At 41.3% G+C, this 20,552-nt stretch carries 21 protein-coding genes and 1 other annotated feature; of the genes, 5 read left to right on the top strand and 16 right to left on the bottom strand.

Annotation, left to right across the window (positions count from 1 at the left end; all coding sequences use genetic code 11):
- Positions 1–57 precede the first annotated feature (57 nt).
- The 6 genes from ES896_RS06600 to zapA form a co-directional block, all read right to left on the bottom strand.
- Positions 58–513, bottom strand: a complete 456-nt coding sequence (locus ES896_RS06600; protein ID WP_017358248.1) for an Imm63 family immunity protein — start codon at positions 511–513, stop codon at positions 58–60.
- Positions 514–675: 162 nt separating this feature from the next.
- A complete protein-coding gene (locus ES896_RS06595; RefSeq protein WP_007501637.1) occupies positions 676–1,080 on the bottom strand; it encodes a DUF350 domain-containing protein in 405 nt (134 codons plus the stop codon).
- Positions 1,081–1,094: 14 nt separating this feature from the next.
- Positions 1,095–3,452 carry an endonuclease MutS2 gene (locus ES896_RS06590; RefSeq protein WP_076822508.1) on the bottom strand — a complete coding sequence of 786 codons (2,358 nt, stop codon included), beginning with the start codon at positions 3,450–3,452 and terminating at the stop codon, positions 1,095–1,097.
- A 21-nt stretch (positions 3,453–3,473) separates the two neighbouring features.
- Positions 3,474–5,186: a DNA polymerase/3'-5' exonuclease PolX gene (polX, locus tag ES896_RS06585; RefSeq protein WP_135226587.1), complete on the bottom strand. Its 1,713-nt coding sequence runs from the start codon at positions 5,184–5,186 to the stop codon at positions 3,474–3,476.
- Positions 5,187–5,300: 114 nt separating this feature from the next.
- Entirely contained in the window at positions 5,301–5,834 is a 534-nt protein-coding gene (locus ES896_RS06580; protein ID WP_025207758.1) for a CvpA family protein, read from the bottom strand.
- A 7-nt stretch (positions 5,835–5,841) separates the two neighbouring features.
- Complete coding sequence (zapA, locus tag ES896_RS06575; RefSeq protein ID WP_008345998.1) at positions 5,842–6,099, bottom strand: cell division protein ZapA; 258 nt, start codon at positions 6,097–6,099, stop codon at positions 5,842–5,844.
- A 134-nt stretch (positions 6,100–6,233) separates the two neighbouring features.
- Here zapA and rnhC point away from each other — a divergent pair, with 134 nt between their 5' ends.
- Positions 6,234–7,157, top strand: a complete 924-nt coding sequence (gene rnhC / locus ES896_RS06570; protein ID WP_035391180.1) for a ribonuclease HIII — start codon at positions 6,234–6,236, stop codon at positions 7,155–7,157.
- Positions 7,158–7,198: 41 nt separating this feature from the next.
- Here rnhC and pheT read toward each other — a convergent pair whose 3' ends face one another.
- The 3 genes from pheT to ES896_RS06555 all read right to left on the bottom strand — a co-directional run bounded on the left by pheT (position 7,199) and on the right by ES896_RS06555 (position 11,783).
- Positions 7,199–9,613: a phenylalanine--tRNA ligase subunit beta gene (gene pheT / locus ES896_RS06565; RefSeq protein ID WP_135226586.1), complete on the bottom strand. Its 2,415-nt coding sequence runs from the start codon at positions 9,611–9,613 to the stop codon at positions 7,199–7,201.
- A 15-nt stretch (positions 9,614–9,628) separates the two neighbouring features.
- Positions 9,629–10,663, bottom strand: coding sequence for a phenylalanine--tRNA ligase subunit alpha (gene pheS, locus ES896_RS06560; protein ID WP_008346004.1), 1,035 nt, complete (start codon positions 10,661–10,663; stop codon positions 9,629–9,631).
- Between the two features lie 376 nt (positions 10,664–11,039).
- Positions 11,040–11,783, bottom strand: a complete 744-nt coding sequence (locus ES896_RS06555) for a TrmH family RNA methyltransferase (RefSeq protein ID WP_135226585.1) — start codon at positions 11,781–11,783, stop codon at positions 11,040–11,042.
- 113 nt (positions 11,784–11,896) lie between these two features.
- Between ES896_RS06555 and sspI the strand changes: the two genes are divergently transcribed.
- Positions 11,897–12,118, top strand: coding sequence for a small acid-soluble spore protein SspI (gene sspI / locus ES896_RS06550; protein WP_008346010.1), 222 nt, complete (start codon positions 11,897–11,899; stop codon positions 12,116–12,118).
- A gap of 45 nt (positions 12,119–12,163) precedes the next feature.
- Here the strand turns inward: sspI and cstA are convergent, their stop codons facing one another.
- Positions 12,164–13,960 carry a carbon starvation protein CstA gene (gene cstA / locus ES896_RS06545; RefSeq protein ID WP_035391173.1) on the bottom strand — a complete coding sequence of 599 codons (1,797 nt, stop codon included), beginning with the start codon at positions 13,958–13,960 and terminating at the stop codon, positions 12,164–12,166.
- 349 nt (positions 13,961–14,309) lie between these two features.
- Positions 14,310–15,398: a M42 family metallopeptidase gene (locus ES896_RS06540; protein ID WP_135226584.1), complete on the bottom strand. Its 1,089-nt coding sequence runs from the start codon at positions 15,396–15,398 to the stop codon at positions 14,310–14,312.
- A 179-nt stretch (positions 15,399–15,577) separates the two neighbouring features.
- Between ES896_RS06540 and ES896_RS06535 the strand changes: the two genes are divergently transcribed.
- On the top strand, positions 15,578–15,982 hold the full coding sequence (locus tag ES896_RS06535) for a hypothetical protein (RefSeq protein WP_046527305.1): 405 nt from the start codon (positions 15,578–15,580) through the stop codon (positions 15,980–15,982).
- 17 nt (positions 15,983–15,999) lie between these two features.
- Here ES896_RS06535 and ES896_RS06530 read toward each other — a convergent pair whose 3' ends face one another.
- The 4 genes from ES896_RS06530 to infC form a co-directional block, all read right to left on the bottom strand.
- Positions 16,000–16,266 carry a DUF1294 domain-containing protein gene (locus tag ES896_RS06530; protein WP_008346019.1) on the bottom strand — a complete coding sequence of 89 codons (267 nt, stop codon included), beginning with the start codon at positions 16,264–16,266 and terminating at the stop codon, positions 16,000–16,002.
- 63 nt (positions 16,267–16,329) lie between these two features.
- Positions 16,330–16,689 carry a 50S ribosomal protein L20 gene (gene rplT / locus ES896_RS06525; protein ID WP_007501659.1) on the bottom strand — a complete coding sequence of 120 codons (360 nt, stop codon included), beginning with the start codon at positions 16,687–16,689 and terminating at the stop codon, positions 16,330–16,332.
- Positions 16,690–16,720: 31 nt separating this feature from the next.
- Complete coding sequence (gene rpmI, locus ES896_RS06520) at positions 16,721–16,921, bottom strand: 50S ribosomal protein L35 (RefSeq protein WP_003216324.1); 201 nt, start codon at positions 16,919–16,921, stop codon at positions 16,721–16,723.
- Between the two features lie 25 nt (positions 16,922–16,946).
- Positions 16,947–17,462, bottom strand: a complete 516-nt coding sequence (gene infC / locus ES896_RS06515; protein WP_024718649.1) for a translation initiation factor IF-3 — start codon at positions 17,460–17,462, stop codon at positions 16,947–16,949.
- Positions 17,463–17,533: 71 nt separating this feature from the next.
- Positions 17,534–17,665, bottom strand: a sequence feature (ribosomal protein L20 leader region).
- Between the two features lie 336 nt (positions 17,666–18,001).
- Here infC and ES896_RS06510 point away from each other — a divergent pair.
- Both ES896_RS06510 and ES896_RS06505 read left to right on the top strand, forming a co-directional pair.
- Positions 18,002–18,577: a DUF4352 domain-containing protein gene (locus ES896_RS06510; protein WP_017358258.1), complete on the top strand. Its 576-nt coding sequence runs from the start codon at positions 18,002–18,004 to the stop codon at positions 18,575–18,577.
- A 136-nt stretch (positions 18,578–18,713) separates the two neighbouring features.
- Positions 18,714–19,493 (top strand): HAD family hydrolase, encoded by a 780-nt coding sequence (locus ES896_RS06505; RefSeq protein ID WP_017358259.1) that lies wholly within the window; start codon positions 18,714–18,716, stop codon positions 19,491–19,493.
- A gap of 55 nt (positions 19,494–19,548) precedes the next feature.
- Here the strand turns inward: ES896_RS06505 and ES896_RS06500 are convergent, their stop codons facing one another.
- Complete coding sequence (locus tag ES896_RS06500; protein ID WP_135226583.1) at positions 19,549–20,469, bottom strand: methyl-accepting chemotaxis protein; 921 nt, start codon at positions 20,467–20,469, stop codon at positions 19,549–19,551.
- Between the last annotated feature and the right edge of the window lie 83 nt (positions 20,470–20,552).

Genomic DNA, 20,552 nt, shown 5'->3' with positions numbered 1-20,552 from the left:
AACTTTTCCTTATGGCTGTTTGCTTTTTTCAAATCGAGCTCGTTCCATGACACATCTTCATTTTTTCGCCGGTGTTTCTATAGAGGCTCTTTTCCCTTCATGATGCCACTTTTCGTATAATCCACCGATCGCACGAAATGACTCATGGACTCTCTCCACGATCTGTTTATGGATACTAGGGTCATTAGGTAAATGTGTGTGGATGTTGTCCACTTGATATTGTCTCATCATGTCTAGATACACAGTTAGAAAGATGGTGTCTTCTAAAATCCAATAAATGACTTCATCCGCCTCTTTTGTTCTTTTATGAAGCACTTTAATCCCTCGTTCATATTGAATAAGAAAATAGCCGGCTGGATCAATTTCAATATAGGGGCTCAAATCATCAAAAAAACCAGTCGTTTGAAAAGGACGTGCAATATACGGTTCATATATGTCTTGGGGAAGAGATGTCTTTTTGAGACAACTGTCAATGCGCTTTATGAGTTCGTCTTTTTGCAAGATTTGATTCATTCTGATTCGCCGCCTTTGATGAGTGAAAAGCTGTCAAGGTTTTCCCTGACAGCTTTCTAGAATGTATTCTTCATTTTACAGGAACATGTAAACGGCACCAATAACCGCAAAAGTGCAGGCAACTACAATTAATACTTTGGCTAGTTTTTCCATGTCGTCTCCTTAAATGCCGGCTGCTACTACATAAGACAGCCCAACAGAAATAATGAGTGAAATAAACCCGACCGCTCTATTATCATTCTCAATCTCTTTGTCTACTTTAAATCGTGGTGTTAAAAATTCAAAAATGAAATAGCTGACGAGCAGCATCACAAAGCCGTATACGCCCCATCCGACCATTTGAAGAAGCGAGTTGTGCTGGGCGATGGAATGCTGAAAGACATTGGCAATCCCAAAAATCTTCCCGCCGGTTGCCATAGCAACAGCTAAGTTCCCCCGCTGAATCTCTTCCCAGTTTTTATAGGAGGTCACGAGTTCAAATATGGTCAGAAATAAGACAAGACATAGGACGGCCACGCTGTAATAGGCGGCAATTTCCACAAGTTCATTTTCCCAAAAGGCTTTCATGCGTTTTCTCCTTTTTACTTTAATTCGACGATGGTGACGCCTGATCCTCCCTCGCCTTGTTCTCCAAAACGAGCATTTTTTACACTACGGTGCTGTTTTAATAATTCCTGGACCCCTTTTCTCAAGGCGCCAGTGCCTTTACCGTGAATGATCGACACACGCGGATAGCCAGCTAAGACGGCATCATCTAAGTATTTCTCGACTCTGCTTAAGGCATTCTCATACCGCTCTCCTCTTAAATCAAGCTCAAGTGACACATGATAGTCTTTTCCTTTGACCGCCGTGATGGCTTTCTCTTGCTTAAATTCCGGTGCTGATTTGATAAATTCCATATCTTTTTCTTTTACTTTCATTTTTAGAATGCCCATTTGGACACTCCATTCTTTGTTACCCGTTTGTTCGATGAGCGTTCCTTTTTGGCCAAACGTTAGCACTTTGACTTCATCGCCTGGCTTTAGCTGTCTTGCTGCTTTTTTTACTGGCTCTGGTTTTTTCTTACGGTCAAACTCAGGGACAGCTTCTTCAAGACGCTTTCTCGCATCAATGAGTTCATGTTCTTTGAACGAACGATGCTCACTTTTAATGGACCGAAGCTCTTGAATAATCTCTTCTGCTTCTTTTGTTGCTTGTTCAATTTTTTCTGCCGCTTTTTGTTCAGCTTCTTCCAGCAGTTTGTCCTTTTGTTCATTCCATTCAAGGATTTGTTTTTGCAGTTCTTTATGGAGCTTCTCTGCTTCTTTTCTATAGAATTCCGTCTCATGCAGTTCTTCTTCTGCTTGTTTTTTGCTGTCTTCTAATGATGCAATCATCTGATCGACTTCATTATGTTCCGCATGCATATCTGCTTTTGCACGGTCAATTAAATGATGAGGCAGTCCTAGACGTTTGGAAATTTCAAATGCATTACTTCGTCCCGGCACCCCGATGAGCAAGCGATATGTAGGAGATAAGGTTTCAATATCAAACTCTACACTCGCATTTGTGACGCCTTCTCGGTTATATCCGTATGCCTTCAGCTCAGGATAGTGAGTCGTTGCGATGACGCGCGCATTTGTTTGATGAACTTCATCTAAGATGCTCATCGCAAGTGCTGCACCTTCAGCAGGATCTGTCCCCGCACCTAATTCATCAAATAACACGAGTGAATTAGACGTTAAATGCTTTAGGATATCCACAATATTGACCATATGAGATGAGAATGTACTCAAGCTCTGTTCAATAGACTGCTCGTCTCCAATATCAGCAAAGACTTGATCGAATACAGCCACTTCTGATCCTTCTTCGACTGGAATATGAAGACCTGCCTGCGTCATCAGCGTAAGAAGTCCAAGTGTTTTTAAAGTGACGGTCTTACCGCCTGTATTTGGACCTGTGATGACGATCGTAGAAAAATCTTTGCCTAGCTCAATATCATTTGCCACAACCTGATCTCGGGGCAATAGGGGATGTCTTGCCCGTTTTAAATAAATCTCCCCTTGGTTATTCACAGTAGGTTTTGTGGCTTTTTCTGCTTTTGCATATTTGGCTTTAGCGAAAATAAAATCTAATGTCTGAAGTTCATTCACATTATGAAGCAATTCATCAATGTGCTCTGACACACTCGCTGTTAGCATTTGCAAAATCTTTTCAATTTCTTGCTTTTCTTTTAGGCGAGTTTGCTGCAAGGTGTTATTTAAATCTACGACCACTTGCGGCTCAATAAAAAGAGTTGCGCCTGAAGAAGATTGATCGTGAACAATCCCTCCATAATTCGAGCGGTACTCTTGTTTTACGGGAATGACAAACCGATCATTACGAATGGTCACAATGGTGTCTGACAGCATTTTCGAGGCAGATTGTGAACGAATCATTGATTCTAATTTATCTCGTACTTTTGATTCTAGTGATCGTAACTGCGTTCGTATGGTGCGGAGTGCAGGCGTTGCGTGATCAAGCACTTCTCCATTATCACCAATACAGCTTTCGATTTCTTTTCTCACGTCTGGCAGTAAAATCAGCGATTCTGCATATGTATGAAGACGCGGTATCTCTACTCCGTCCTCATACATAGAGGTGAGAAAGTGCTTCATGTTTTTTGTAGTATATAACAGCGCCGCAATTTCCATCAGCTCAGCAGGGCTTAATATACTGCCTATTTCTGCTCGTTTGACTCCTCGTCTAATATCCGTTAACCCGCCAAACGGCGCAGATCCTTTTAAACGAATCACATCTTGCGCTTCTGCTACCTCTTCTAGCAGATGCTGAATGCTCTCGATATCTGTGAGTGGTATTAAGTCCTGCGCTTTTTCTTTCCCTAAAGTCGAAGCAGTATAGGACATGACTTTTTCTTTTACTTTATGAAATTCTAATGATGCTAACACTTTTTGTTGCAGCATGGTCCAGCCTCCTAACGACTACCTGTCACGCGTTAAAAACTTTTTCATCTCATCGAGAGAAAATGTATTCACGACATTTGCTTTTGGTGTCCAGCCCTTTCTTGCAGCTGTGACACCGACGTCCATATGATCGAGCATGGCGATGTTGTGTGCATCTGTGTTGATCATGATGTTCACACCCGCTTCGTTTGCTTTCATTAAATGCTCTGTTTTTAAATCAAGTCTTGACGGGTTGCTGTTGAGTTCCAGTGCAGTGCCCGTTTTTTTCGCAAGCTCTATGAGCTGATCAATATTTAAAGCATAGCCGTCTCGTCTACCGATCAAACGGCCAGTTGGATGGGCAATTAAATCCACATGCTGATTATTCAAGGCATTTTCTAGGCGCTCCATGATGACTTCCTCCGGCTGAGAGAAGCTAGAATGAATAGACGCAATGACAAAATCCATTTCTGCTAGAAAGTCATCATCATAATCTAACGATCCATCCGGCAGAATATCCATTTCGACCCCTTTGAAAATGTGAAAATGTTCGAATTCTTGATTCAGCTTGTCAATTTCTTTTGCTTGCAAACGCAAACGTTCTTTTGTTAAACCGTTTGCTACTTTTAAATATTGTGAGTGGTCTGTAATGGCCATGTATTCATAGCCTTTTGCGATACATGCCTCTGCCATTTCGCGAATAGAAAAGGCGCCATCACTCCATGTCGAGTGCATATGAAGATCGCCTTTGATATCTTTTCGTTCTACAAATTGCATACTTTCTTTATACGAATCAATCTCTGCTCCGGTTTCACGAATTTCTGGCGGAATGAGCGGAAGTTGGAAATGTGCATAAAAAGCACTTTCGTCTTCAAATGTTTTCACATCCCCAGTTTCGATCGTTTCAACCCCATATTCACTAATACGCTCACCGCGTTCCTTCGCAAGCTGTCTCATACGAATGTTATGATCTTTTGAGCCAGTGAAATGGTGCAGCGTTGTTGCAAATTGGTCTGTTGTCACAAGCCGGAAATCTACACTGATTTCAAAATCAAGTGCAAGAATGACCGATACCTTCGTATCACCGCTCGCAATGACATCTTTGACATCATCAAGAGCAACAAGCTGCTTTCTCACTTGTTCAGGGTTATCAGTCGCAATGATGTAATCTAAATCTTTAACCGTTTCACGCGCACGTCTTAAACTGCCCGCTCTTGAAAAACGGATGATTCCCTCCATCTGTTCCAGCGCATCATCAATTCGCTCTGCCACATCTAATGCAAAGCCAATTGGCAGTCGTTCTGGCTGCTTTCCTGCCTCCTCAAGAGCGGCAAGAATCTTTTCTTCTGTTTTTTTGCCAAACCCAGCAAGCGTTTGTACTTTTTCCGCTTCACATGCTTCTTTTAAAGACTGTGCATCGTGAACACCAAGCTCTTGGTAGAGCTTAGCAATCTTCTTCCCGCCGAGTCCTTGCAATTTTAAGAGCGGGACAAGTCCTTCAGGCACTTCTTTTTTTAATTGTTCGAGTGTTTCAGACTGTCCTTTTTCGATATACTCTGTGATCACAGCAAAGGTTCCTTTTCCAATGCCGGGTAATGCTAATAGGTCATCTATTTGAGAAAGACTGCGGTCATCTTGTTCCAGTGCCGCAGCTGCTTTACGAAAGGCAGAAATTTTAAAAGGATTGTCTCCTTTTAGCTCCATATAGACTGCAATTGTTTCAAGAAGTTTGATAATATCTTTTTTATTCATCTCTCATCCTCCAGCTGCTTTGGCATCTTCCTATATAAATATACAAACTTTCCCTTCATCCGACAACTTTCTGTCATGGAATGAGAAAAAACTTCTCCAAGAAAGGAGAAGTTCTTAAACTCCATACGTCGACCAGAGGTCTTTGACAAGACCGGACAGGTAAGGGGTGCTATTTACGATCACATCTGCTAACATTGATTTGCTCATCATGGTTTGAAGCGCATCGACTGGAAGTAATGCAGCCACAAACAATAGAATAAACACAAATAGATAGGTTTCAAGAAATCCTAAAACAGCGCCAAGCAGTTTGTTGACCTGTTTAATCACAGGGATACTTGCAATGGTTGTGAGCAATCCGCCGATGATAGCGAGCAGGATTTTGGTCAAGATAAACAGAATGATAAACGCAATGGTATTATAATAAGCTGTTTCTAGATTCCCACTAAAGAAAGCGAGCTGCGCTTGACCGCCGCTAAAATTAGGTGCTGGAATCCACGTAAGCTGTGGTGCAAGTGACTGATAAAACAGAGAAGCCACTAAAATAGAAACAACAAAGCTAATCAATTTAATAAATTGAAGAATAAACCCGCGTTTTAGACCGACAAGCGTTCCCATAAGAAGCAAAAACAAAATGATGATATCGATCACGGTAATTTCATTCCTTTTCTTTTAGATGAAGCTCTAGTTTTTCGTATTGCTCTTTTAATTTCAAGTAGTCGTGGACGACATTGACTGCTGTCAGTACAGCTAATTTGTTTATATCAAGGTATGGATTTTTTTCATTGATTTCTCTCATTTTATCATCAACAATTGAAGCAACATGTCGCATATGCATCTTCGTTTCTTGACCGATGATCGTATAGGACTGTCCGTAAATCTCAACTGTTGTTTTCGTTTTACCGCCGTCAGACAACGTTTCTCCTCCATTCCACGAGAATCCTAGTCTCTATCATAACATGTTTAGACATTGAATGGAAAGACGAGCCCTTCCCTGTTATGGTACACTTTAGAAATCAATGATATCAAGGTAAAAAGGAGTTATCCACTGTGCCCCAATCCGTCTTAAAAGCAACATCAGAAGACATGAAAAAAATGAAGAGCGTGTACGCTCAGCATTTAACTGACACTTTGCCGCCAGGCGCTCTATTTCAAGCAAAGGTTCCCGGCTGTACGATTACAGCCTACAAATCTGGAAAAGTACTGTTCCAAGGACAAAAGGCAGAAGCTGAAGCAAGTCAGTTCAACCATTTACAAGCAGCTGAAACAAAAAGCAAAAAAACACCATCCATCACACAGTACAGCCCACCACCCGGCATTGCTTCCATGTCGGTTATTGGCTCAGATGAGGTCGGTACTGGCGATTATTTTGGACCCATTACGGTCTGTGCGGCTTATGTTGATTCCAGTCAGCTTGCTCTCATGAAAGAGCTCGGGGTGAAAGACTCAAAAGGACTAAAAGATCCGCAGATTATCAACATTGCCAAAGACTTGATCAAAACCATCCCGTTCAGCCTTCTCGTGCTTCGGAATGAAAAATACAATGCGATGCAGGAAAAGGGCATGAGCCAAGGGAAAATGAAGGCACTGCTTCATAACCAAGTCATCACCTCCGTGCTAGAAAAACTGGATGGCAAGAAACCAGAAGCCATTCTCATTGACCAATTTGCCGAACCAGGCATTTATTTCAGGCACCTTGCGGGGAAAAAGATCATTCGGGAGCGTACATATTTTAGTACGAAAGCAGAAGGCATCCACTTATCGGTTGCTGCAGCTTCTATTATTGCAAGGTATGCTTTTTTAATTGAAATGGATAAATTATCAAAAGCAGCGGGCTTTGACATTCCAAAAGGAGCCGGTCCGCATGTTGACAAAGCGGCAGCAAAGCTGATGAAACAGCACGGCGAAGAGGCTTTACGCCAATTTACAAAACTTCATTTTGCCAACACCCAAAAAGCGAAAAAATGGTTATAATCAAAAAAGAGCTATCGCCCATAAAGCGATAGCTCTTTTGATTATCCGCGCAAGACGGCTTGATACGTATCTTCTAATGCTTTCAATACGTTTGTATGAACAGCCGTGACTTCTTCCTCGGTCAACGTTTGTTCTGGGTTTAAATATTGCAGAGAGAATGCAACAGATTTCTTGCCTTCTTCCATATGCTCACCCTCATACACATCAAAGACGGAAAGGTCTGTGAGCAATTGGCCGCCAGCTTCATAAATGACTTGCTCCAGCTGTCCGCTTGAAATATGCTGATCGACGACAAGTGCGATGTCTCTTGTCACTGCTGGGAATCTCGGAATAGCCGTATATTTCATATCCTCTGTTTCAGACGTCATTACATCTGTTAAATCAAATTCAAATACATACGTTTCTTTTAAATCTAATTCCTTTTCCACTAATGGATGAAGTGCAGCTACAAAGCCAATCACTTTTCCATTTAAATGAACATCAGCTGTACGTCCTGGGTGAAGGCCCTCACGCTCTGCTTGAACATACGTGATCTCTCCTGATACACCAAGCTTTTCAAACAGCCCTTCTGCAATACCCTTCGCTACATAAAAATCGACAGCTTTTTTCTCGCCCTGCCAAAGATTTTTATGCCAAAGACCTGTTAACGCACCTGCCACATGCTCTTTCTCTACTGGTTTTGCGCCTTCCGTTTCCGCTAAGAAAACAGAACCTGTTTCGTAAAAGGCAAAAGAATCAGCTTGTCTTGCTAAGTTATATGCGACAGAATCAAGTAAGTTTGGCAGAAGGCTTTGTCTCAGCACACTTCGTTCCTCACTCATCGGCAAGGAAAGTCTTGTTTGATAAGCTGGATTTAAAGCAAAGGCTGTGGACTTATGCTGATTCGTTAATGAATACGTAATCGCTTGAGAAAGCCCTGCGCCCTCTAAGAAACGTCTCACCTTTCTGCGCTTCACTTGGTATGGCGTAAGACCACCAACGGTACCAGCTGTCGCAGGGAGTGTAGATGGAATATTGTCGTAGCCGTATAATCTCGCGACTTCTTCAATGAGGTCCTCTTCAATCGTAATATCCATTCTACGGGAAGGAACCGTTACAACAAGCACATCATTTGATTCGCCCACAGTAAAGCCTAGTTTGTTGAAAATCTGAATCATATCTTCTTTTGAAATGCTCATACCAAGCACCTTGTTCACACGCTCAGTTGATACGTGGATGACATTCATACTTGTTTCAAGGTGGTTTTCCTCAACTGTACCACTTAGCACTTCGCCGCCTGCATACATACTGATCAATTGCGCTGCTCTTTCGGCTGCTGATTTCGTCCGCTGCGGATCGAGCCCTTTTTCAAATCGTGTGCTTGATTCACTGCGAAGCCCTAAGTCTCTAGATGCTTGACGGACGGTTTGACCGTTGAAATATGCCGCTTCTAAAAGAATCGTTGTCGTCTCATCACGCACCTCTGATTCAAAACCGCCCATGACACCTGCAACAGCATGCGCTTTTGTGCCATTTGTAATGACAAGATGCTTCGAAGACAATGTACGTTCTTGTTCATCCAGAGTTTGAATCATTTCATTTTCAGCCGCTTTACGTACAACCACCTGCTTTGAACCAAACCGGTCATAATCAAAGGCATGTAGTGGTTGACCGTATTCAAGTAAGACAAAATTCGTAATATCCACGACGTTGTTAATTGGGCGGATACCTGCATTCATCAATCTTGTTTGCATCCAAAGTGGTGCTGGTCCAATCTTTACATTTTTAATGATCTTCGCTGCATAAAGTGGATTCGCTTCTTGATCCTCAATTTTAACAGAAATATAGTCTGCTGCTTTTTCAGAAGAAGTGTCATGCGCTGTATCAGGAAGCTTGATGTCTCTCCCTAAAATGGCGGCAACCTCATAAGCGACACCTAGCATATTAAGGGCATCGGCACGGTTTGGTGTTAAGCCAAGCTCAAGTACCGCGTCATCTAATTGAAGCGCTTGAAGGGCATCATCTCCTGGTTTCACGTCATTCGGGAAAACAAAGATGCCTTCTGCATATTCTTTTGGTACGAGCTTGCTCTCTACGCCTAATTCTTGCAGAGAACAAATCATGCCATGAGACTCTTCACCGCGTAGTTTTGCTTTTTTAATTTTAAAGTTTCCAGGAAGGACTGCACCAACCGTTGCGACAGCCACATGCTGTCCTTTATCCACATTTGGAGCCCCGCATATAATTTGCACCGGTGCGTCTTCGCCGATATCAACAAGACATTTGTTTAATTTATCCGCATTCGGATGCTGTTCACGTTCAATGACGTGTCCAACGACAACACCTTTGATGCCTTCGCCTTTATACTCAACGGCTTCCACTTCAATTCCGCTTCTTGTGATTTTCTCTGCTAATTCATCCGGCTGAATGCCTTCTAAATCGACATAGTCCTCTAACCATTTATATGAAACAAACATGTTGATTTCCTCCTCTTAGTCCTGCTTAAATTGCTTCGTGAATCTAATATCATTTGTGTAGAAATGACGAATGTCATCTATGCCGTATTTCAGCATCGCAATACGTTCAACACCCATTCCAAAAGCAAAGCCTTGGTAAGTATCTGGATCAAATCCGCTCATTTTTAATACATTCGGGTGAACCATTCCTGCACCTAAAATTTCAATCCAGCCTGTTCCTTTACATACGGAACAGCCTTTCCCGCCGCATTTAAAGCATGACACATCAACTTCAACGGAAGGTTCTGTGAATGGGAAAAAGCTTGGGCGCAGTCTAATTTCACGATCTTCCCCAAACATTTTTCTTGCGACTGTCTCAAGCGTTCCTTTGAGGTCACTCATGCTAATATTGTGATCTACCACAAGTCCTTCAATCTGCATGAATTGATGGGAGTGAGTGGCATCATCGCTGTCACGTCTATATACCTTACCAGGACAGATGATCTTCACAGGACCTTGGCCTTTATATTTCTCAAGTGTACGTGCTTGAACGGGTGATGTTTGTGTTCTCATGAGTGTGTCTTCAGTAATATAGAAGCTGTCCTGCATATCACGTGCAGGGTGTTCTTTTGGAAGATTGAGCGCTTCAAAGTTATAGTAATCTGTTTCCACCTCTGGGCCCTCTTCAACGGTATAGCCCATGCCGATAAATAAATCTTCAATATCTTCTACGACAATCGTTAATGGATGTCTTGCCCCGATTTTGATCGGACTTGCTGGCAATGTGACATCAATGGTTTGAGAAGCCAGTTTCTTTTTCACTTCTTCTGCTTCTAGCTGCTCATTTTTTTCAGCAATGGCACCAGCAATCTGCTCTCTCACTTCATTTGCAAGTGCGCCCATTTTTGGTCTTTCTTCAGCGGAAAGCTTGCCCATTCCGCGCAGCACTTCTGTAATCGGACCTTTTTTCCCTAAATATTGAACACGAATGTCATTGACTTCTTTGAGCGAGCTGGCTGCTTCTACCTTCGCTATCGCTTCTGTTTCAAGCTGTTTTAACGTTTCTTGCATGAGTGTCATCCTCCTTTTAATATACAAAACCGTCTGAATAAACGGGTGTTTGATTGTTTGAAGACAATAAAAAAACCCGCCCCTCCAAAAAAGAAGGGACGAGTTGTGGTCGCGGTACCACCCTTGTTAAGCACAAATACATGTGCGAATAAGCTTCATTGACATAACGGAATCAAACGAATCCGGTCCACCTTTACGCAAAACCTGCGGTCCCGGTGACAACTCCAGAGGTGAATTCCTGTTTCAGCATTCCTTAAATGCACTTTCAGTCTACGATGCATTCTCCCTATTAGGACGCTCCGTGAAACAATCTTCCTCTATCATGGTTTTTAAAATATTAGTTTCATTATAGTGAAAAATAGGACGTGTTGCAACACTATCCGCGCAAATGATAGACAAGAACCGCTGCTGCCACAGCTACATTTAAAGATTCTGCCTGGCCGTACATTGGAACATATAAATTTTGATCTGTCATTTGAAGAATCTCTGGATCAATACCTGCTCCCTCGTTGCCTACAATTAGCGCAAATGGACCTTCTGATGCTATGTGTCTATACTCTTTCGCATTTTTTAAAGCAGTGCCATATACAGGTATACCTTGCGCCTTTAATGCTGGAATTGTCTGTTGAAGTGTTTGTTTTAAGATAGGCAGGTGAAAATGAGACCCTTGTGCTGAACGGAGCGTTTTTCCGTTAAACGCATCAACGGTTCCATCCCCTAGAATCACAGCATCAAGCCCCGCTGCATCTGCTGTCCGAATGAGTGTGCCTAAATTCCCCGGATCCTGCACTGCATCTAACAGAAGCATTCGTTCATACTTTTTCTCCTCAAATACAGGAATGGTACAAACCGCTGCGATTTGCTGAGGTGTTTCCGTTTCCGTCATCGCAGTAAAAGCCTCTTCACTTAATTCATACAGCTCAATGTCAGGCTCGATGTCCGCAGGGAGCATGTCAGGTGTTGTGATCATTAACTCTTTCACAACCCCGCTTTTTAATGCTTCTTCTACTAAGTGTTTTCCTTCAACAAGGAATAGCCCTGTTTTCGTTCGTTCTTTTTTTGTATGGAGCTTTTTCCATTGTTTAATGTGTTCGTTTTTAGCTGATTCTATATATTTCAAGCGACTTTAACTCCTTTAAATATCATGAATTTATTATATCTCAAGCACACTACATAATAAACCTGTCTTTGAGACAGAATAGGGCTATCACCATCAAAAAAGGAGTGTGGGCAATGGATTTTAATTTAAGAGGCGCAGTGATTCAAAACATTACTGGCCATAATCAAGAGCAGCTTGAGCATACGATTTTAGATGCGATTCAAAGTGGCGAGGAAAAAATGCTGCCAGGTCTTGGCGTTTTGTTTGAGGTGTTATGGCAAGAGGCATCAGAAGATGAAAAAAATGAAATTCTTGAAACATTAGAGCAGGGCTTAAAGCCTGAACATCAGCAATAACAGGAAGCCGGTTTGCTTATTTATGAGCAAGCCGGCTTTGTTCATTTAGCCAGTGATTGGCGTCTCCATTCGAAGAGCTGGATCGCGCCAAATCTCGATCCATTTTTTAATAGCGAACACGATAATGACAAAACCTAAAATCAGCATAATCATCGAAAGCACGGCGTTCAGTACACTGTAGCCAGATGCTTCAGGATTGAGATAGACATTCGCAACCATCCAATAACCCGCATAATTCACCGTCAAATATAAGTAACCAAGTGGAATTAAACAAGTCAACATATACCGCCTTTTATCCGCAATTTTTAACACAACCGTCGCCCCAATGATTAATCCGACCGAGGCCATTAGCTGGTTTGACACGCCAAAGAGTGCCCAAATGGACCCAATGTCTCCAGAGTAAAGCAAGTATCCCCACATAAAACAAGCAAGTGCACTTGCAAAGACTGACCCTGGTACCCAGTCATTTCGTTTCAGCGGTTTATATGCTTCTCCAAAGAAGTCTTGGATCAAATATCGCGCGACACGGGTTCCTGCGTCAATCGCCGTTAAAATAAAGACGGCTTCAAACATAATCACGAATTGGAAGAAATAAGAGGCCAAATGACTAAAGAACGGAATACCCGTAAAGATGTACGCCATCCCTACAGCTAATGTAACAGCTCCACCTGTTCTTCCTTCTAAGTCAAGACCGATTTCTTTGCTTAGTTGAGGAAGATTCTCGACACTCATACCAAGCGTACGGAACACTTCAGGTGTACTATTAATTGCAAAATAATCTCCCGGATGAAGCGCAGTAGCGGCAATTAACGCCATGATTCCCACTAAACATTCTACGAGCATCGCGCCAAACGCCACCGGCTTCATATCACTCCAACGATCTAGCATTTTTGGCGTTGTGCCAGAGCCAACAAATGCATGAAAACCAGAAATCGCACCACAAGCAATGGTAATCGAAATAAAAGGCCATACAGGTCCAGCTAAGACAGGCCCTCCTCCATTTACAAACTCCGTAAACGCCGGAAATTGGATGGTTGGATTAACCACAAAGATTCCCGCAATCAGCGCGATGAAAACACCAATTTTCATAAAACTGCTTAAATAGTCTCTTGGTGCCAAAAGCAACCAAACCGGCAGGGCCGCAGCAAAGAACGCATAGATTGGCAGGGCAAGAGCAAGCGTTTTTGTATCAAGTGTTAACAAATCTCCAAGTGCTGTTCCTTGAATATTCGGTCCAAGGAATACCCCCAACATCAGTAATATGAATCCCGCAGATGTCGCCAGCTTTAAATTGCCTGTCTTTTTATAATAAAGGCCGACTCCCATCGCTATTGGAATGGTAATACCAACTGCAAAGGTTCCCCAAGGATTTCGTTCTAAAGCATGAAGCACAACCATGGACAGTCCTGCCATTGTAATTGTAATAATAAATAACATGGCGAGCCCTGTGCAAAATCCTGCAACAGGACCAAGCTCCTCTTTCGCTACCTCGGATAGTGATTTCCCCTTTTTTCGCATCGAAGCAAACAAGACCACAAGATCATGAACAGCTCCGCCAATCACCGCTCCAATTAAGAGCCAAAGGAGACCAGGTAAATACCCAAATTGTGCGGCTAAAATCGGACCAACTAATGGACCAGCAGCGGCAATTGCAGCAAAGTGATGCCCAAATGTGACCCATTTGTTTGTTGGCACATAATCTTTCCCATCCTCGAGTGCATGAGCCGGTGTAGGATGATCATCTGTGACCTTTAGTACCTTCACCATCATAAACGTGCCATAGAGGCGATAGGCAATCGCTAAAATACACATCGATCCTATCACAATTGAAACCGCATTCATTTAACCATCCCCTTTGTATAAACAATTTGTTACAAATATAACATAAATTGAGTGATTTTTCTTTCTTTTAAAACCTAGTTGACAAATAGGAATAATTGATTTAATCTAAAATAAGCTTCACCTACTTCCATAAACTCTCTTTTGACAGAGCCTCAATTGGCTCTGTCCTTTTTATTGATTTCATCTTACATAAATACAAGATAGATCACATGTGCCTTCCTCACTAGAAAAATATCACTTCATTTACTGAAAACAGTTCTTTTGACACAACTTACATTCCAAAGTTCATTTCCTGGGAAATTCAACGCAATTAAAAAACCTTTCCCCATACTGAGGAAAGGTTTTATCATTAAGAACCGTACGTAATTTGTTCGACCGTTTTTTGATCAAGTCTTTTGATGACTTCTGTTAAAAGCTTCACCGCATTTTCATAATCATCTCGATGAATCATGGCTGCATGGGTATGAATATATCTGCTTGGAATCCCGATGGATAGTGATGGAACGCCATGACCTGTTAAGTGAATACCTCCAGCATCTGTTCCTCCACCTGGCATGGAATCATATTGATAAGGAATGTTTAATTCATCTGCAGTTTGGACAACAAAATCGCGAAGCCCTTTATGAGAAACCATGGAAGCGTCGAACACAACAATCGTTGGTCCTTTGCCAAGTTTGCTTGTTGCTTCTTTTTCAGTAATACCTGGTGTATCACCTGCTACTCCAACATCAATAGCAAATCCAATATCAGGCTGGATGGTAGCTGCAGCTGTTTTAGCTCCACGTAAGCCAACTTCCTCTTGGACAGTTGCTACACTGTATGCAATATTTTCATGCTGAGTATCCTTTAAATTCTTCATGACATCAATCGCTACTGCACAGCCGATACGGTTGTCCCAGGCTTTTGCAAGAAGCATTTTTTCGTCATTTATTACCGTAAACTCAAAGTAAGGTACGATTTGATCTCCAGGGAGGACGCCCCATTCCATTGCCTGTTCTTTGCTCGAAGCCCCAATATCAATGAACATATCTGTGATTTCGATTGATTTCTTTCGTGCTTCTGGTGATAAAACATGTGGCGGTTTAGAACCAATCACACCTGTAATGTCTCCTTTTTTCGTCACAATGGTGACACGCTGCGCCAGCATAACTTGAGACCACCAGCCACCGACCGTTTGAAAACGAATATAGCCTTTGTCATCGATTTTTGTCACCATGAATCCTACTTCATCTAAGTGACCAGCAAGCATCACTTTAGGCCCATTTGCATTTCCTTCCTTCTTAGCAATTAAGCTGCCAAGGCGGTCTGTAGAGACTTCATCCGCATATGTTTCTATGTATGACTGCATGACTTTTTTTACATCACGTTCATTTCCTGGAATCCCTTTTGCATCCGTTAGGTCTTTCAGCATAGTTAATGTTTGATCTAGTTTTGTCATTCTGTGTATCCTCCTTTTTCTTCATGGTGCATTCTTATTATACAAAACCTCTTTCGTTCAATACGATCTTTTTATGAATATTTTTTCGTTAATCGAAATATTTTTTTTAAAAAAGTTGAAACCTTTTGTCTTTCTCATTCGTAGTACATCAGATAACGGTATTGGAGGTGCATCCTGTCATGTTTGTCATCCTCATTAGACTTGCTCTTGTTGCATTGCTTGTCTATATATTCTACATGGCGGTAAAATTCTTCTCAAACCCGAGAAGAAAGCTGAAACAAGCACAATTAAAAGAAGGCTTTTATTTTATGGACGAACAGCAAAATGCCCGTAAAAATTTTAATTTCGTCTATAAAGGTGTCTTGTTTGAAGGGGAGAAGCATGTTCCTTCTAAGGATCATCCTCTGTTTGTCCACTCCATTTACGTTTGGACGGAGTCACCTGAGAAGCTAAATGAATTCACATTAGAAGACTTTGAAAAACTTGAGGACAACATCATTGAACGGTATCCTCAAACAAAAATTGATTGGGATCAGCCCATCAAAAAAATCAAACAAAAAAAGGGAGCAGATACGCCGACTTAACGGCGTCTGCTCCCTTTTCAGATGAGATTGAGATAGACCAATATCACCAATTGGACAACAATTAAAGCAGGCATACCCATTTGAAAGGCAGGATGCTTCGTTTTATGACGGAAATACTGCATGCCAAGAAATGACCCAGCAGCACCAAAAAGTACTGCGGCACTCCATAAGTGCGCTTCTGATATTCTCCATTTGTGTGCTTTCGCTCGGCGTTTATCCTCTCCCATGAGACAAAACCCATAGACATTGACCAAGATGAGCAGCACGATCAGAGCGATATTCATTGATTTCACCTCACATGATGAGAAAAAAAGATCACTCCTTGGCGGAATGATCTTTTATATGACTTACTTGTCTAGTTGTGCTTTTGCAGCATCAGCAAGCTGGTTGAATGCGTTTAGGTCATTCACAGCAAGATCAGCAAGCATTTTGCGGTTTACTTCGATACCAGAAAGCTTTAAGCCATGCATTAAACGGCTGTAAGAAAGACCGTTCATACGAGCTGCAGCATTGATACGAGTGATCCATAGTTTACGGAAGTCACGTTTTTTCTGACGACGGTCACGGAAAGCGTAGTTTCCAGATTTCATCACCTGTTGGTTTGCTACTTTATATAATCTATGTTTTGAACCGAAATAACCTTTTGCTAATTTAAGAACCTTTTTACGACGCTGACGCGACACAGTTCCGCCTTTTACTCTTGGCATTGTAATTCCCTCCTATGTTTCCTATTCCAGATTACTTGATGTTTGCAAGTTGTTGTTTGATACGTTTGAAATCTCCAGCACTTACGATTGCGCTCTTACGCAATTTACGTTTTTGCTTTGTAGATTTGTTAGCGAACAAGTGACTTGTGTACGCATGAGAACGTTTAAGTTTACCAGAACCTGTTTTTTTGAAACGTTTAGCAGATCCGCGGTGAGTTTTCATTTTTGGCATTGGATGTTTCCTCCCTCTGTTACTTTTACTTTTCGACTTTTGGTGCAAGCATGAGGAACATGCTGCGTCCGTCCATCTTAGGTTTTGTTTCTACTGTTGCTACTTCAGCGCAAGCTTCAGAGAAACGGTCTAACACGCGCTGTCCGATTTCTTTATGCGTAATCGCACGGCCTTTAAAGCGGATAGAAGCTTTCACTTTATCTCCCTTTTCAAGGAATTTGATTGCATTACGGAGCTTCGTGTTAAAATCATGTTCATCGATTGTCGGGCTCAACCGAACTTCTTTTAAGCTAATGATTTTTTGATTCTTACGTGCCTCTTTTTCCTTCTTCTGTTGTTCGAATCGGAACTTACCATAGTCCATGATTCGGCAAACAGGTGGTTTTGCATTTGCAGCAACTAACACAAGGTCAAGATTGGCTTTCGTAGCAATTTCCAGAGCTTCCTGGCGGGTTTTAATCCCAAGCTGATCGCCATTTTGTCCGATCAAACGAACTTCACGCGCACGAATACCTTCATTAACTAATTGATCTTTGCTAATAGTGAGCCACCTCCATGAGATTTTGAATTGAGTTCACAATTCATTTTGACCATTTCGTTGTATGTTTTACAGGCAAACAAAAAGTGTGGGCATATAAAACACCCACACTGCGAACATTTGCATGAAAAAATAAATGTACGGTCAACCTGTCAACTACAAACATGTGTCAATCAGGTGAGAAGCGGGTGCTTCTGCTTGTGATATCTATTCAATTCGTTAACTATTCTACACAATTTTCATTTGTCCGTCAAGTAACCGAACTCTTGAAACAACTTTTTCATTTTAGCATGACGAAACGATTTGGGCAAGCCTTATTTAAAAAGAAATAAAGTCTCTTCAAATCCTTCAATTTTTCATTATCACACCGATATAAATCAAGTTGTATACATAAATAAACAAAAATATAAATCATATTCCATATAAAAAAGGATTATATATCTATTTTTTCAAAAAAATGATTGATTTTATAATTCTTTAGACTTATCATTGGAGAAGTATTCAAATTCATTTAATAAATTAAGGAAAAGTAGGGGATTTATTTGAAAAAGTTTTTTAAGATTGGGTGTCTTAGTATCATTATTCTCATTTTGATTATTATCTTTGTATCTTGTATGGCTGGGGGCGGCAGCAAAAAAGATAATACATCAAATACTGGTTCTAAAAATGCAGTAACGAGTAGCGAAAAGAAAAATGATAAAGAAAAAACGCATAAAATTGGAGATAAAGTAGCAGTCGAAGATTTTACTTATCAAGTAAACAGCGTAACAGAAGCGAAATCTTTACAAAAACAGTATATGAGCGATGTAACGACAGACGGCAAATTTGTGATTGTTGAAGTAACGGTCAAAAATACAGGTAAAAAAGGCAGAATGGTAGATACTGAGATGTTCAGGTTAATTGGCAAAGACGGCACAGAATACAAATCACTTGCAACAAATAATATGTATGTAAATGATACCGATTCAAGTTTCTTCTTAAAACAAATAAATCCTAAATTATCTAAAAAAGGCAGAATTGCTTTTGAAGTTCCAAACGAAAAGAAATTCTCGCTTCAAGTCTCATCAGGATTAGGATGGACTGGCGGTAAGTATAAGACCATTGATTTATCAAAATAATGTAAGAGTGCACATTTTTGTGCACTTTTTTTATTACTAAATAATCTATTTAAACTCTAAAACTTCTATTGTAAAATGAACATGAGCCTGTCACATGCAATTGAGGGTAACTACATACATAACAAGGGAGAAGATCATGAAAGCCGTATTTTTCGATTTAGATGATACTTTGCTTTGGGATGAAAAAAGCATTCATACCACTTTTCAGGAAACATGCAGGGAAGCGGAAAAGAAATATGGACTTGATCCAGAATCGTTTGAACAGATTGTGCGTGAAGAAGCAAGAAAGCTGTACTCTTCTTATGAAACATATGATTATACTGTCATGATTGGCATTAATCCTTTTGAAGGACTGTGGTCCAATTTTAGTGAGCCGATTAGCGAAGGCTTTCAAAAGCTGAACGCCCTTGCACCAGAGTATCGCAAAAACGCTTGGACAAACGGCTTAAAAGAGGCAGGAATTGACGATGAAGCATTTGGTCAATACTTAGCAGATTTCTTTGCAGCAGAGCGCAGAAAACGCCCGTATGTCTATGAAGAAACGTATCCTGTTTTAGAGCGCCTGAAGGGCAACTATGAATTACTTCTTTTAACAAATGGAGATCCTAGTCTGCAAAAAGAAAAACTTGCAGGTGTTCCGGAACTTGCCCCTTACTTTAATGAAATTGTGATTTCAGGAGATTACGGGAAAGGAAAGCCTGATCCTGGCATCTTTGAGCACTGCCTTCAGCTGTTAAATCTCACAAAAGATGATGTCATCATGGTAGGAGATAATCCAAAAACAGATATTCTCGGCGCTTCTCGCGCTGGCATCCAAACCGTTTGGATCAATCGTCATGGCAAGAAAAATGAAACAGATGTGACACCAGATTATGAAATTAAAGACTTACACGAATTGTTTGATATTTTAAAATAAACCATAGGAAAAACACCCTTCTCCTGATCGAGATTGGGTGTTTTTTCGTTTTCGGCTATACAATTGCTGCTAAACTTTGTGCTTGACGATCTAAGCCGCGTGCTGCTTCTCCTACATTCATGAATTCCTCGCTTGCCTGCTTGACAAGATCCCGGTTTGTAAACACACTTGTCTTTGCACGGCTTGTTCCGTTGCTGACCTTTTCAACTTCTAAATGGATCGCCTTCACATAACGATCCACCTTTACGATCGCTTCCTTTGAATCTGTCGCAAGCTTACGGATTTCTGCCGCGACGACACTAAAGCCATTTCCATAGGAACCCGCATGCGCAGCTTCTATGGCCGCGTTCAATGCGAGCAGCTGCGTTTGGGAAGCGATACTGTTAATCGTTGTAGCAATTGAGCTGATCGACTCCACCTGCTCTGTTAACCCTTCTAGCAAACTCATGTTTTGATCCGTTTCACTCGCGATATGTTCAAAAGAAGCATTTACACTTTGACTATGCTGGATGCCGATTTCCGCTCGCTCCATTAATTTTGCAGACATATCTTTTAGGTCTTCTACTACCTGCTTCATTGTGTTTTCTCTCTCCGTAATATCTGTTGCCACTTTCACGACAGCCACTACGTTCCCCTCTTCATTGAGCACTGGTGTATACGTCGCTTCAAGCCATAAGGTGTCACCGTACTTCGTGATCCGCTGCACCTTTTCCTGAAACACTTGACCATTCTTCAAACGCTTCCAAAACATTTGATAACTTGCGTCTTCTGCAATATGTGGAGGACAAAACTGTCTATGCTTTAAACCAATCATTTCTTCCTTTGAATATTTCATGGCTTTTGCAAAAATATCATTGACCCATAGGACCTTACCTGTGACATCAAATTCAATCATCGCCAGTGAGTGCTCTAACGCACGAAGCACAGCTGATTGCTCCAATACTTGTGTTGATAAAGTGTTTGTTGTTTGAATCATCGCTTTCATTCCCCCAATTTGCCTCTCTCTAATAGTACATACTTACCCATACTTTCGTACTATCTAAACGTATCATTTGCGCA

Source organism: Bacillus sp. 005/A4HT-01/001 (assembly GCF_004634445.1).
Lineage (GTDB): Bacteria > Bacillota > Bacilli > Bacillales > Bacillaceae > Bacillus > Bacillus altitudinis.
The sequence above is the reverse complement of the archived record's forward strand: the minus strand, read 5'-3'. Positions and strand labels throughout refer to the sequence as shown.

Coding starts and splice junctions, on each gene's coding strand:
- ES896_RS06600 (WP_017358248.1), bottom strand. CDS start 513: ATGAATCAAATCTTGCAAAAAGACGAACTCATAAAGCGCATTGACAGT.
- ES896_RS06595 (WP_007501637.1), bottom strand. CDS start 1,080: ATGAAAGCCTTTTGGGAAAATGAACTTGTGGAAATTGCCGCCTATTAC.
- polX (WP_135226587.1), bottom strand. CDS start 5,186: ATGAATAAAAAAGATATTATCAAACTTCTTGAAACAATTGCAGTCTAT.
- pheT (WP_135226586.1), bottom strand. CDS start 9,613: ATGTTTGTTTCATATAAATGGTTAGAGGACTATGTCGATTTAGAAGGC.
- pheS (WP_008346004.1), bottom strand. CDS start 10,663: ATGCAAGAAACGTTAAAACAGCTTGAAACAGAAGCGATAGCGAAGGTA.
- sspI (WP_008346010.1), top strand. CDS start 11,897: ATGGATTTTAATTTAAGAGGCGCAGTGATTCAAAACATTACTGGCCAT.
- cstA (WP_035391173.1), bottom strand. CDS start 13,960: ATGAATGCGGTTTCAATTGTGATAGGATCGATGTGTATTTTAGCGATT.
- ES896_RS06540 (WP_135226584.1), bottom strand. CDS start 15,398: ATGACAAAACTAGATCAAACATTAACTATGCTGAAAGACCTAACGGAT.
- ES896_RS06535 (WP_046527305.1), top strand. CDS start 15,578: ATGTTTGTCATCCTCATTAGACTTGCTCTTGTTGCATTGCTTGTCTAT.
- ES896_RS06530 (WP_008346019.1), bottom strand. CDS start 16,266: ATGAATATCGCTCTGATCGTGCTGCTCATCTTGGTCAATGTCTATGGG.
- rplT (WP_007501659.1), bottom strand. CDS start 16,689: ATGCCAAGAGTAAAAGGCGGAACTGTGTCGCGTCAGCGTCGTAAAAAG.
- rpmI (WP_003216324.1), bottom strand. CDS start 16,921: ATGCCAAAAATGAAAACTCACCGCGGATCTGCTAAACGTTTCAAAAAA.
- ES896_RS06505 (WP_017358259.1), top strand. CDS start 18,714: ATGAAAGCCGTATTTTTCGATTTAGATGATACTTTGCTTTGGGATGAA.
- ES896_RS06500 (WP_135226583.1), bottom strand. CDS start 20,469: ATGATTCAAACAACAAACACTTTATCAACACAAGTATTGGAGCAATCA.